Source organism: Mycobacterium sp. (assembly GCF_050701675.1).
Taxonomy (GTDB): Bacteria; Actinomycetota; Actinomycetes; order Mycobacteriales; family Mycobacteriaceae; genus Mycobacterium.
The window spans coordinates 1-12,809 of record NZ_JBOGDD010000944.1 but is presented as its reverse complement, the minus strand read 5'-3'; the positions used below and the strand labels follow the sequence as shown (position 1 = coordinate 12,809).

The window sequence follows — 12,809 nt, the reverse complement described above, 5'->3', positions numbered from 1 at the left end:
CCCGTGCGGCGGGAGTGCGGCGGGGGTTGCGTCGCAGGGAGGCCCAGGCGCGCTGTCCGCACGTCCACGTCGTCACCGCCGACCCCGGCCGCGACGCCCGTCACTTCGAGCGTGTGACGGCAGCGGTGGACGAGGTCGTTCCTCGTGCGGAGGTACTGCGGCCGGGTCTGCTGGTGTTGTCGGTCCGCGGGGCGGCCCGTTACTTCGGGTCGGAGCAGGCTGCCTCGGAACGGCTCGTCGACGCGGTCGCCGCGGCTGGGGCAGAGTGTCAGGTCGGCATTGCCGATCAAATGTCCACCGCGGTGTTCGCGGCTCGCGCCGGCTGCATCGTCGAGCCCGGTGGTGATGCGTCCTTCCTGGCCGCGTTGTCGATCCGGCAGCTGGCCACCGAACCCAGCCTGGCGGCTCCTGGCCGCGAAGATCTAGCGGATCTGTTGTGGCGGATGGGAATTCGTAACATTGGTCAATTCGCTGCGCTGTTGCGCACCGACGTGGCGTCGCGGTTCGGCGCCGATGCGATCATCGCTCACCGGTTCGCTCGAGGTGAGCCCACCCGCGGGCCATCGGGCCGGGAGCCGGCGCCGGATCTCGACGCCGTCATGGACTGTGATCCGGCCATCGACAGAGTGGACGCCGCCGCCTTCGCCGGACGGTCGCTCGCCGGTGAGCTGCACCGCAGCCTGGAGTCGAGGGGGGTCGGCTGCACCCGGCTGGCGATCCATGCGGTCACTGCCAATGGTGAAGAGATGCAGCGGGTTTGGCGGTGCGCGGAACCGCTGACCGAGGATGCCACGGCCGACCGGGTGCGCTGGCAGCTCGACGGTTGGCTGAACCGGCGCAATCCGGACGACCGGCCGTCGGCCCCGATCGTCACGCTGCGTCTGCATCCGGTGGAGGTGGTGTCGGCCGCGGCGCTGCAGTTGCCGTTGTGGGGCTCCTCCGGCGACGACGACCGCCTGCGTGCCCGTCGGGCCCTGGTGCGGGTGCAAGGCCTACTCGGCCCGGAGTCGGTACAGGTGCCGGTGCTCAGTGGCGGCCGCGGGCCGGCCGAACGCATCACCTTCACGCCATTGGGAGACGAGCCGGTGCCAAGGGCCGACCCGGGCCAACCGTGGCCAGGGCAACTCCCCGAACCGTCACCGACCGTATTGCTCGACGACCCGGTCGAACTCCTCGACGCCGAGGGCAACCCGGTGCGGGTGACCGGTCGGGGGCTGTTCTCCGCGGACCCGGTGCGCCTCACCGGAGACGGTAGGTCGGGCAGGCTGAGCTGGTGGGCAGGACCGTGGCCCGTCGACGAAAGATGGTGGGACACGGCGAAATCAGGCAAGGCCGGTCGGACGGCGCGAGTGCAGGTGTTGCTCGAGGAGCCGGATGGAGGAGGTGACGTCGCCGACCGGGCGATGCTGCTGTGCTACCGGCAGCGGCAGTGGTACCTCGAGGGGGTCTACGAATAGTCGAGAGTTCAGCCGAGCGTCGCGGCGAACGGGCCGACCCGCGCGATGAAGCGCTCGAAGAATGCGTCAGGGTCGACCTCGAAGCCGATGTTCGCGTTGGGATGTCGGCCCCAGTGCCCGCGCCAGTCGGCCACCGTCATGCCGCGGGTCAGGGTGCCGGTCAGCTCGACGTCGACAGTCGCTTGCCGGTAGAGGACCAGATCGGGGTCAAGCGCCACGGCCGCGGCGAGCGGATCGTGCATATGGGCCAGATAGCCCTCGCCCTGGTCGAAGTGGAACTCGAAGTAGAAGCGCATCGCGTCCTCGAGAACGCGGATCAGCGGGTTGGATGCCGCCGACCGGGCACCGCGGTCGTCGAGAACACTCATCGGCGTGGTCGCGGAGCCAGCGGCGGCCGCGAGCCTGCTGAGTATCGCGGGCGTCATTGCGACGTTCTCGGTGAGATTGAGTCCCAAGACGATTGGGAGGTGGGTGGGTCTGTCGAGTCCCCACGCCGCGCTCCACACGGTGAAGACCTCCGAGCCCGCCTCGGGGTCGACGTAGATGTTCCACTCGGCGACGGGAGTGGTGTTGCCGCGGTAGTCGAACGCGCCGCCCATCACGACCAGCCGCCGCAGCAGCCTCGGCAGGCCCGGTTCGATGCGCATGGCCAGCGCCAGGTTGGTCAGAGGGCCGGTGACCAGCCCGATCAACTCACCGGGGCGTTCGCGGGCGGCGCGCACCCAGGCGGTGGCCGCGTCGTAGTCGGTGAGTTCGCCGCCGCCGGCGGGCAGTCGCGCGTACCCGAGCCCCGTTGGCCCGTGGGTGTCCTCGGCGGTGCGCAGCGGCGCGGCCAACGGGCGCTCGACGCCCTTCGAGACCGGAATGTCGGTGGCTCCGCACAGTGCGAGCAGTCCCAGATTGTTGGCGCAGACCTCTTCGACGGGCACGTTGCCCGCGGTCGAGGCGATGCCGACGATCTCGGCATCGGCACTGGCCAGCAGATAGGCCAGCGCCATCGCGTCGTCGACCCCGGTGTCGACGTCGACGAAGACGGGCAGTCGCGCCGTAGGGATTTCGCCACTCAAGACCAACCCAGTCACGCCGCCAACGATAGGTCCGGCCGGCTACCAGTGCACACCCGGTACCAACCGCACCGCGCGCTTGAGCGGTCGGGGAACCCGCAGCGTCGTCGCCGCCGAGCGGACGGGGCGCTTGGGCCGTCGGGCCGGCTCGGGCTCGGCTGGCGCTGCCGCCGGGGGTTCGGGGGAGGGGACGACACCCCTGGCGGCCGCCGAATCCGGATAGCCGAGGTAGACCTGATGCAGCACTCGGCGGGACAGCTTCGGCGTGAAGTACATCCCGACGTCGGCCAATGTGCCGACCGGAGTGTCGATCCGTGCCGGCTTGTCCACCAGGCCGCGCACCACCATCGCGGCGGCGTGTTCAGCGGAGATCGCGGGCGTCGGGTTGAGTCTGCGCGACGGGGCGATCATCGGCGTCTCGACCAATGGCATGTGGATGCTGGTGAACGTGATGTGCTCCGAAAGGGTCTCGGTGCCAACCACTTCGGCGAACGCATCGAGCGCAGCCTTACTCGGTATGTAGGCGCTGTACTTCGGGCTCCTGGCCTGTACGCCCGCGCTCGACACGTTCACGACGTGTCCGAAGTGGCGCTCGCGCCAGTGCGGCAGCAGTGCCAGCACCATCCGCACCGAGCCGAAGTAGTTGACCGCCATGACGCGTTCGTAGTCGTGGAGCCGGTCGGTCGACGCCGATACCGACCGGCGAATCGAGCGGCCTGCGTTGTTCACCAGATAGTCGACGTGGCCGAACTGGCCGAGGATGTCCTTGACGGTGTGGTCGACCGATGCCGAGTCGGTGACGTCGCACGTGAAGGCGTAGGCGTCACCGCCGGATTCGCGGATCTCGCCGATGAGGTCGTCGAGTGCTTCTGCGTTGCGCGCCAACGCGAACACGCGTGCGCCGCGTTCGGCCACCGCGATCGCCGATGCCCTGCCGATGCCGCTGGAGGCGCCCGTGATGATGACGTGGCGGCCCACCAGCGGGCCCGCGGGATCGTCGCGGCGCGCTCGGTCGGGGTCGAGGTGCTCGGCCCAGTACCGCCACAGCTTCGGAGCGTACGTCGAGAACTCCGGGACGTGTATCCCGCTGCCCCGCAACGCTTCTTCTGTGTTCTCCGAGGTGAACGTCGGGGCGAGGTCCACGACGTCGAGGATCTCGGCGGGGATGCCGAGCTGGGTGACGGCCATGTTGCGCAGGATCTTCGCGCGTCCCGTCGCCTTCAGGAACGGTGTCGCAATCGACCCTGGCAGGGCGGCACGCAAGTCCGGCAGTCCGGCTTCGCGCGCCACGCCGCGGTAGATGTGTTTGAGGCCAATCGACTTCGGTGCGGTGAGGTGGAACGTCTGGCCGTCGCGCCCTGGGGAATGGACCAGCGCGACGAGAGCATCCGCCACGTAGTCCACCGGCACGATGTTGGTGCGGCCGGTGTCGGGCAGCATCATCGGGGTGAACTTGGGCAGCACGGCCAGTTTCGCCAGGAGGCCGAAGAAGTAGTACGGACCGTCCACCTTGTCCATTTCGCCGGTCCGGGAGTCTCCGACCACGACGGCGGGTCGGTAGATGCGCATACGCAGTCCCTGCGCGGCGCGCACCAGCATCTCGGCTTCGAACTTCGTCTGGTGGTACGGCGTCGGCAGGTCCTGCGCGACGTCGAAGTCCTCCTCGGTGTACTCGCCGGGAAACGTGCCCGCCACGGCGATGGACGACACGTGGTGAAGCGTCGCGTCCATCCGCAGGGCAAGGTCGATGACGGCCCTGGTGCCGTCGACGTTGGCGGCGCGCTGAGCGTCGTCGTCCGCGGTGACGTCGTAGACCGCTCCGCAGTGCACCACGTGGTCGACGCTGCCGAGTTCGGCGAGCGTCTCGTCGGCGAGACCCAGGCCCGGTGCGGTGAGATCACCGACCAGCGGTTTCACCCTGTCGCCCCACTGGCGGGCGAGGTGTTCGAACCGCGACAGGGACTCCCGGCGCACCAGAATCCACACTTCGGGATCGTCGGAGCGGGAGACGAGGGCGGACACGACACGGCTGCCAATGAACCCGGTACCGCCGGTAACGACATAGCGCATGCGAGTCATGGTCACCCCTGTCCCGCCGTAGGTCAACAGGGTGTGACCCGATCGGGTTGCGGGGTCCGGCGGGTTACGGAGTGCTGTTCATCTGGGCGTCGGCGACGTCGCGCCCGGCGAGCCGGTCGTCCCACACGGCCAGGACGTCCGACGGCGTGCGTGGAGTGAGAAGACTGGCGACGACGTAGGCGACGAGGCTGGCGGCCAGCCCGAAGTAGATCGGCTCGTTGGCGAGCACACCGAAGACGGCCATCGATCCCAGCGTCACCACCGTGCCAAGGGCCATCGCGCACAGGGCGCCGGTTCCGGTGGCGCGCTTCCACAGAAAGCCGCCGAGGATCGATACCAGCAGGCCGCCGACCAGGATGTCGTAGGCAATCGTCAGGGCTCCCACCACGTCGTTGAGCAGCGCGGCGATCACGATCACGGCAATGCCGAGCACGACCACGTAGAGACGATCCGAGTGCACGTCGCGCTCGGCGTCCTCCTCCTCGGCTCCTGGTGTGCGGCCGACGAGTCGCTGCAGCAGCGGCTTCACGTCGGTCCGTGCGACGGTGGCCGTCGCGATCAGAGCTCCCGACGCGGTCGACATCATCGCGGCGACGGCTGCGGCCAGCACGATCCCGCTGACGCCCACCGGCAGGATCGTCTCCGCGATGAGTGCGTACACGTCGTCCTTGGCCTCGACACCGGGAAGGAACGTCGAGGCGGCCATCCCGATGAGGGCACCGGCGACGCCGTAGAACAGGCAGTAGATCCCTGCGGCGGTGCCGCCCCATTTCGCGACCTTCGGCGACCGCGCGGTGAACACGCGCTGCCAGATGTCCTGGCCGATCAGCATGCCGAAGCTGTAGACGACGAAGAACGTGATGATCGTCTCGGTGCCGATGGCGCCGAGGTCGAACATTGCGCCGTTCGCGCGCTCCCTGATGCCGTCCAGCCCGCCTGCCTCGTGCCAGGTGAACGGCAACAGCAGGAAGAACACGCCAATCGTCTTGAGCACGAACTGAACCATGTCGGTCAGCGTGATCGACCACATGCCGCCGATCGAGGAGTACAGCATCACGATCGCGCCGCCGATGATGACCGACACCGTCCGACTGGTGCCGAACAACACGTTGAACACCGTCGCGTAGGCGATCGTCGACGTCACCGACAGCATCAACGTGTAGGCCACCATGACGATCCCGGATGACGACGTCGCGTCGATGCCGTACCGGAGCCTGAGCATCTGCGCGACGGTATACACGCGCAGTCGCTGGATGCGTCCCGCGAACGCGACGCTGAGAAGCAGCAGACCGACGGCGATCGCCACGACCAGCCACATGCCCGAGATGCCGTACTTGAAGCCCAGGCCCACGCCGCCCACGGTGGACGCGCCGCCGAGTACCACCGCGGCCATGGTGCCGGTGTACAGCGCGGGTCCGAGACGTCGGCCTGCGACCAGGAAGTCGGCGGAGTTCTTGGTCCTGGTCTTGCCCCAGAAGCCGAATGCCAACATGGCGGCGAGGTAGACGATGACGATGGCGACGTCGATTGAGCGGTCCATTGTGGTGCCTTCTATTCGGGTACTGACGACTGATGGGTGGGTGCGAACATGCGCAATACTGTGGGCAGCACGACGACCGAAGGTCCGGACTCGGCAAACGTCCTCGAGACGATCTCACCCACGTCGTCCAGCGACGCTAGGTAAGCCGGGACGCCGAAACTACTTGCCAGGGCGACGAAGTCAGGTCGGGTGAGTTCGGTGGCGGTCGCCTGGCCGAACTCCGCTGTCATGTACTCGCGCAGGATTCCGTAGCCGCCGTCGTCGACGATCAGCCAGGTGACGTCGGCATCGTGCTGGCGGGCGGTGGCCAGCTCGGCGATCGAGTACATCGCTCCGCCGTCACCGGACACCGCGAACGTGCGGGTCCCCGAACCGATCGCCGCGGCCAGCGCTGCCGGATAGGCGAATCCGAGTCCGCCAGAGCCCTGCGCGGAGTGGAAGCCGCCGTCGAGCGGATTCCACGCCGACCACGCCCAGTATCCGGCGATCGTCATGTCCCAGAACGTGTGGGCCGACGCTGGGACGGCGGCGCGGAGATCGTCGACGAGCATCAGCTCGTGGGCGAGGTCTTGTTGGGCCAGCCTGTGCTCCACGGTGTTTCGCAGCTCGGCGGCGATTCGGGCGCCCGACGCTGCACTACGGGCGGGCACCAGCTTGGCGATCGCCTGCAATGCGAGCGCCGCGTCGGCGTGAATGCTCAGGCCGGGATGGTTGGCCTCCAGCACCCGCGGCTCGGCATCGACGTGGACGAGCCGGCCCCGCGGCCGAAACGTGAAGTAGTTGCTCGTCACCTCGCCGATCGCGGTGCCGACGGCGAGCAGGACGTCGGCGTTCTCCAGCAGTTCGGTGGTGAACCCGTCCTCGATCCACGACGCGGCGGACAGCGGATGGTCGAATGCAATGGCGCCCTTGCCGCCGACGGTCGACACGACCGGTGCGTCCAGCAGCTCGGCGAGGGTGACGAGTGCCTCGGGCCCGCCAACGGAACGGCGGACACCGCCGCCGGCGAGGATGACCGGATTCTTCGCGGCGGTGAGCATCGCCGCCGCTTCGTCGATCAGTTCGGCTCGGGCGGGGCGCTCGGCGACGTCGGCGATCACCGATCCGACCGGTGGCACGTGGGTGGCTTCGAGCAGGACGTCCTGCGGTATCTCGACCCAGGTCGGGCCTGCGGGTGCCGACTGAGCCAGCGCCCACGCGTCGGCCAGCAGGCTGGGGATCTCGGCAGCCTCGTGGACGACGGCGGTGCTCTTGGTGACATTGGTGGCGCTGCGCTGCTGATCATCCAGCTGATGCAGCATGCCCTTGCGCAGGCCGAGTCCGGACCGGGGCACCTGGCTGGTGATCACCACAAGTGGCACACCGGTCGCATATGCCTCCTGCAGTGCCCCCAGCGCCGTCAGCGCGCCAGGCCCGGTGGACAGGAACAGCACACCGACCTCGCCGGTGACGCGCGCGTAGCCGTCGGCACCGAAGGCCGAATTGTTCTCGACGCGCGAACTCACGAACGTCAGGTTGCTTCGCCGGATCGCATCGAACAAACCGAGCGCGTGTTGTCCGGGGATGCCGAATACATGTGAAACATTCAGCGCAGCAAGCGTTTCAACGACGACATCCCCGCCGTTTCGAACTCGTTCAGCCATGGGTCTCTTCCTCGTGACGCAACGCCGATCCTGTGGATGTGGTGTGCGTCACCATACGACTGCGAAAAACGCCTCGCAAGCAGTTCAATTCGTGTAATGGTGGTTTCGATCACGAAGTGTCGGCAAATTAGGCACCATCGGTACACAACCATCCATATTTGGGCATCAATTTGACTTTTATGTCGCCTGAGTTGGGTGAAGATTGTTTCCACCGATCTTGACCGGAGGGCGGCCTTGGACGAGGTAGACGACGCGATCGTGGAACTACTCGAGGTCGATGGGCGGCTGACGCACCGCGAGATCGCCCGCATCACCGGCTTGTCGCGGTCGTCGGTGGCAATCCGCGTGCAGCGCCTCCTCGCCACCGGCCAGGTGGTGGTCCGCGGGGTCGTTCACCCCGCGGTGATCGGCAGAGGCGTACTGGCTTATGTCGGCCTTTCCGTCCATGGCCGGGCCAGGCCGTTGGCCGCCGTCATCGCCCGCCGCGAGGATGTCCCGTTCCTGTCACTCACCAGCGGACGCCACGGGCTGGTAGCCGAGGTGCGGGCCGCCTCCGCCCGTGACATCGACGCCGCGATCTCCGAGCTGAGGGCGCTCGACGGCGTGTCGGGTGTCGACACGCTCACGTACGTCGAGGTGGTTCGCGACGTGGTGGGGCCCGTCGGCGACGTGTGCACCGAGGTCGACGCGACCGATCTGGCACTGCTGCGCGCCCTGCAAGAGGACGGTCGGGTCTCCTACGTCGACCTCGCCAGGGGCGTCGGACTCTCACCTGCCGGCGTGCGGCGGCGGGTGGTCCGGCTGATCGAAGCACGGGTTGTCCGGGTCGGCGCGGTGGTGCGGCATTCCGGGCGGGATCGGCAGCGTGCGATGGGGTTGGGAGTGCGCCTGGCCGGTGATCACCGCGAAGTCGTCGAACAGGTCGCGGCCATGCCGTCGGTGATCTTCGTCGCTCGCACCCTCGGGCGTTTCGACGTGCTGGTGACGGTGCGGGCGTTCTCCGCGGCGCAGCTGGTCGAGCTGCTCGACATCGTGCGGGCGATGCCAGGGGTCAACGGCGTCGAGAGCTGGGCGCACCTCGAAGTCGTCAAGGAGAGCTACGCGTCCGGCTTGGGCCCGCCCAGCCAGTGACCCACAGCCACTGCGGGCGGTTCGTGGGTGACCGGTCGCGCTATCGTCCGAACTGAGCCGCCAACGCCTTCAAAGGAGAATGCATGCCGATCAACCCCGACGCCATCGGTGCCAAGACCGCGCCGCAGCCGTTCGAATGGACCGAACGCGACACCCTGTTGTACGCACTCGGCGTCGGCGCAGGCACCAAGGATCTGGCATTCACGACCGAGAACAGTCACGACATCTCCCAGCAGGTGCTCCCGACCTACGCCGTCATCGCATGCCCCGCGTGGGGTGCGGTCGGTGAGGTCGGCAGCTTCAACTTCGGCATGCTGCTGCATGGTTCGCAACAGATTCGCCTGCATGCTCCGTTGCCACCGTCGGGAAGGCTGAACGTGCATTCGGAGGTCGTCGACATCCAGGACAAGGGTGAGGGCAAGAACGCCATCCTGGTCTTCAAGGGCACCGGCACCGATCCGGACACCGGTGAGGTCGTCGCGGAGTCGGTCTCGACCGCGGTCATCCGCGGCGAGGGCGGCTTCGGCGGGCAGCCGGGGGAGCGGCCCGTCGCACCGCAGATTCCCGACCGTGAACCCGACGCGAAGGTGGCGCTGCCCACCACCGAGGACCAGCCGCTCATCTACCGGCTGTCGGGCGACCGCAACCCGCTGCACAGCGACCCCTGGTTCGCGCAGAATCTCGCCGGCTTCCCGAAGCCGATCCTGCACGGACTGTGCACCTACGGGGTGGCCGGGCGCGTGCTGGTGGCCGAGCTCGGCGGTAATGACGCGACGAAGATCAAGGCCGTGGGCGCGCGGTTCACCTCGCCGGTGTTCCCCGGCGAGACGCTGACGACGTCGGTCTGGCGCACCGAGCCAGGACATGCGGTGTTCCGCACCGAGGCGGCTGAGGCGGACGGGTCGAACCTGCGCGTCGTTCTCGAGGACGGCACCGTCGAGTACGTGGACTGACACTCGGGGCCGAATCCGGCTCGCTACCAGGTCTGTTCGGCCGCCCTGACCAGGATCTCGTTGACGGCGACGCGACGGTCGCGCGTCACCATGTAGGTCACGGCGTCGGCGATGTCCTCGGGCTCGAGCTTCACCATGCCCGGGCTGCGCTGCTCAATGGCCTCGCGGTCGGCGGCGGGCAGCTGGTTCGTGATCTCGGTCTGCACCGTGCCCGGCTCGACGAGGCCGACGCGGACCCGCTTGCCGAGCACCTCTTGGCGGACGGCCTCCGAGAACGCGCCGACGCCGAACTTCGTCAACGCGTAGACGGCGGTACCCGGTCGCGCGACGCGGCCTGCGGTCGAGCTGATGTTGACCACGTCGGCGACACCGCGCGGCGAGTCCACGGCGGCCGCGATGAGGTGCGGCAGGGCGGCGCGCGTCACGTAGAGCAGGCCCTGGACGTTGACCGACAGCATCTTGTCCCAGTCGGCCGGGTCGGCCTCGGCGGCCGGACCGATCAGCATCAGGCCGGCGTTGTTGACAACGGTGTCGAGCCTGCCGAGCTCTGAGATCACGCGCTCGACCGCCGCCGTGGCTTGGGATTGGTCGGAGACGTCGGCCTCGACGGCAATCGCCGTGCCGCCTGCGGATTCGATGCGAGAGGTGAGGTCGTCGAGCCGATCCCTTCGCCGGGCCAGCAGTGCGACGGTCGCGCCCTCGGCGGCAAGGGCAACGGCCGTCGCCTCGCCGATGCCACTGCTCGCACCCGTCACCAATGCCACCGTGCCGTCAAGTTTCTGCGTCATGATGGCCATCATCCGCTGGCAATCTGCGGACTGCTCACAGACACAGACACGGAAGGACGGTCCCGTGACCTCCCAGACAAGCGAAGCCAAACCGCCGTTTCCGCCCTTCGACCTCGAGAGCGCGATCGTCAAGGTCCAAGCTGCCGAGGACGCGTGGAACACACGTGACCCGCAGCGGGTCAGCCTGGCCTACACCGAGGACTCGGTGTGGCGCAATCGCGACCAGTTCATCACGGGCCGAACGGCAATCGTCGAATTCCTCACCGCGAAGTGGGAGAGGGAGCTCGACTACGTCCTGCGCAAGAGTCTCTGGGGCTTTCGCGAGAACCGGATGGCGGTGCGCTTCCAGTACGAGTGGCACGACGCCGCGGGCCAGTGGCACCGCAGCTACGGCAACGAGCTCTGGGAGTTCGACGAGCGCGGCCTGATGCGCCGACGCGAGGCCAGCATCAACGACCTCTCCATCGACGAGACCGACCGCCGGTACTTCGGTCCGCGCCCGGAATCCGAATGGGGGCAAGACATCCCGTTGCATTAGCCGCCGTAGAGCCGGGCGACGTCAGGCGAGTCGAGCCACTTGGAGTACGTCGGCGCCTTCGGCCAGCCCTCGGGAGAGTCCTGCCATTCCTCCTGGCGGCCCCACGGGAGGAGGTCGACCAACGCGAAGGTGTGGCTCAGCTGTTCGGTGCCGCGGCCGTCGGTGTGCCACGTGCGGTACACGGTGTTCCCGTCACGGAGGAACACGTTGACTGCGAAGCCGGTGCCGGGGGCGGCCCCGACGTCGGCGCCGAAGCTGCTCTCCGACGACGAGTACCAGTCCATCTTGTTGCCGACCCTTGCCTTGTACGCCAGCGCCTGGTCGATCGGGCCGTTGGTCACGATGACGAAGCGGGCGTCGTAGGCGTCCAGGAAGTCCAGCCGGGTGAACTGCGACGTGAACCCCGTGCAGCCGCCGCATTGCCACTCGGCGTCGTCGAACCACATGTGGTTGTAGACGATGAGCTGGCGGCGACCGTCGAAGACGTCGGCCAGCTTGAGGGGACCGTCCGGTCCGGTCAGGGTGTAATCCGGCATCTCGACCATCGGCAGTCTGCGGCGCTGCGCGGCGATCGCATCGAGTTCTCGGGTGGCGGCCTTCTCTCGGGCGCGGAGCTCGTCGAGTGCGGCGCGCCAGGTGTCCTGGTCGACCACCGTGGGTAGGGGGGACGTGGTCATGCGGATCTCCTCGTGGTGATGGGTGTCTTCGAGGTATCGACCGAATGGACCGGCAATACTCATCGCGCAACCTTGACGAGTTGGCCCGCGGCGACGTCGTTGGCCGCGCCGTGATCACGTTCGACTGAGCGCCGTCAACGGCGCGCCGAACCACGCGGAGAGCGCGTCGCGCAGTGTGGGCGCGGCGGCGTCGATGGGCTCGTCGACCGTTGCGGCCCAGGCGATGTTGGCATCGGGGCGGATCAGGAGCGCGTCGGCGGGTCGACCTTCGGGCCTTGCGGCGCGGATGTCGACGCGGTGCCGCCAGTCTCCGGCCACCTCGCGAAGGTCGCTTCGGTCGGCGAGGTCGAGGAACACGGGTCGTGCGGCGCGAAGGTCGAACCCGAGGTCGGGTGCGAAAGTGCCTGCCAAGGGATGTGGATTGGGACCCGGCATCGGATAGCGGACGTCGGTGCCTGCGATGAACGCCCCGACGCGGCGCTGTGCCTGCTCATCGGCGAGCAGTTCGGAGAAGACCTCCCGAAGCGCGTCGGCGGCCGGGTCGAGTCCGCGCCGCAGGGCCACCTGCGCCTGGGTGTGCAACAACGTTCGCGCACCGGCGAAGTGGCGCTCGTCGTGGTACGTGTCCAGCAGGCCATCGGGCGCCCACCCGTGAATCTCGGCGGCCAGCTTCCAGGCCAGGTTGACGGTGTCGAGCATGCCCGCGTTGACCGCGACGCCCCCCGACGGGAACTGGTGGGCCGCATCGCCTGCCACCAGGACCCGTCCGGCGCGGTAGTGATCGGCCTGCCGGGCGCCATAGGTGAAGCGCGTCAACCGAGTTGGCTCACTCAACGGGATGTCGACCCCGAGCACGCGACGGATGCTGTCCTCGAATTCGGTGAGGGACATCTGCTCCCGTTCGTCGTACGGTGCTGCTTCCTCGAGGCAGGTGTAGAG

At 68.1% G+C, this 12,809-nt stretch carries 11 protein-coding genes; 4 read left to right on the top strand and 7 right to left on the bottom strand.

The features are described from left to right. Window positions 1-1,457, top strand: a 1,457-nt coding sequence (locus ACRDUX_RS28700; protein ID WP_526418878.1) for a DNA polymerase Y family protein, incomplete at its 5' end; no start/stop codon positions are given. An 8-nt stretch (window positions 1,458-1,465) separates the two neighbouring features. Here ACRDUX_RS28700 and ACRDUX_RS28695 read toward each other — a convergent pair. From ACRDUX_RS28695 to ACRDUX_RS28680, 4 genes are all read right to left on the bottom strand, one after another. Next, on the bottom strand, window positions 1,466-2,539 hold the full coding sequence (locus tag ACRDUX_RS28695) for a nucleoside hydrolase (RefSeq protein WP_526418876.1): 1,074 nt from the start codon (window positions 2,537-2,539) through the stop codon (window positions 1,466-1,468). Between the two features lie 24 nt (window positions 2,540-2,563). Continuing rightward, the gene (locus tag ACRDUX_RS28690; RefSeq protein WP_526418874.1) at window positions 2,564-4,591 is read right to left on the bottom strand and encodes an SDR family oxidoreductase; all 2,028 of its coding nucleotides are present in this window, start codon (window positions 4,589-4,591) and stop codon (window positions 2,564-2,566) included. A 73-nt stretch (window positions 4,592-4,664) separates the two neighbouring features. Then, window positions 4,665-6,128 carry a sodium:solute symporter family protein gene (locus ACRDUX_RS28685; RefSeq protein WP_526418882.1) on the bottom strand — a complete coding sequence of 488 codons (1,464 nt, stop codon included), beginning with the start codon at window positions 6,126-6,128 and terminating at the stop codon, window positions 4,665-4,667. A gap of 23 nt (window positions 6,129-6,151) precedes the next feature. Further along, window positions 6,152-7,783: a thiamine pyrophosphate-binding protein gene (locus ACRDUX_RS28680; protein WP_526418872.1), complete on the bottom strand. Its 1,632-nt coding sequence runs from the start codon at window positions 7,781-7,783 to the stop codon at window positions 6,152-6,154. Between the two features lie 234 nt (window positions 7,784-8,017). Here ACRDUX_RS28680 and ACRDUX_RS28675 point away from each other — a divergent pair, with 234 nt between their 5' ends. Together ACRDUX_RS28675 and ACRDUX_RS28670 are read left to right on the top strand one after the other, a co-directional pair. Further along, window positions 8,018-8,914 (top strand): Lrp/AsnC family transcriptional regulator, encoded by an 897-nt coding sequence (locus ACRDUX_RS28675; protein WP_526418880.1) that lies wholly within the window; start codon window positions 8,018-8,020, stop codon window positions 8,912-8,914. Between the two features lie 83 nt (window positions 8,915-8,997). After that, complete coding sequence (locus ACRDUX_RS28670) at window positions 8,998-9,867, top strand: MaoC family dehydratase (protein WP_526418870.1); 870 nt, start codon at window positions 8,998-9,000, stop codon at window positions 9,865-9,867. A gap of 23 nt (window positions 9,868-9,890) precedes the next feature. Here ACRDUX_RS28670 and ACRDUX_RS28665 read toward each other — a convergent pair whose 3' ends face one another. Further along, complete coding sequence (locus ACRDUX_RS28665; RefSeq protein ID WP_526418868.1) at window positions 9,891-10,655, bottom strand: SDR family NAD(P)-dependent oxidoreductase; 765 nt, start codon at window positions 10,653-10,655, stop codon at window positions 9,891-9,893. A 64-nt stretch (window positions 10,656-10,719) separates the two neighbouring features. Here ACRDUX_RS28665 and ACRDUX_RS28660 point away from each other — a divergent pair, with 64 nt between their 5' ends. Continuing rightward, complete coding sequence (locus ACRDUX_RS28660) at window positions 10,720-11,193, top strand: DUF1348 family protein (protein WP_526418866.1); 474 nt, start codon at window positions 10,720-10,722, stop codon at window positions 11,191-11,193. Here the strand turns inward: ACRDUX_RS28660 and ACRDUX_RS28655 are convergent. Together ACRDUX_RS28655 and ACRDUX_RS28650 are read right to left on the bottom strand one after the other, a co-directional pair. After that, window positions 11,190-11,870 carry a DUF899 domain-containing protein gene (locus ACRDUX_RS28655; protein WP_526418864.1) on the bottom strand — a complete coding sequence of 227 codons (681 nt, stop codon included), beginning with the start codon at window positions 11,868-11,870 and terminating at the stop codon, window positions 11,190-11,192. The two genes, ACRDUX_RS28660 and ACRDUX_RS28655, sit on opposite strands and share 4 nt — an antisense overlap. A 114-nt stretch (window positions 11,871-11,984) precedes the next feature. Next, on the bottom strand, window positions 11,985-12,809 hold an 825-nt coding region (locus ACRDUX_RS28650), incomplete at its 5' end, for an FAD-dependent oxidoreductase (protein WP_526418862.1).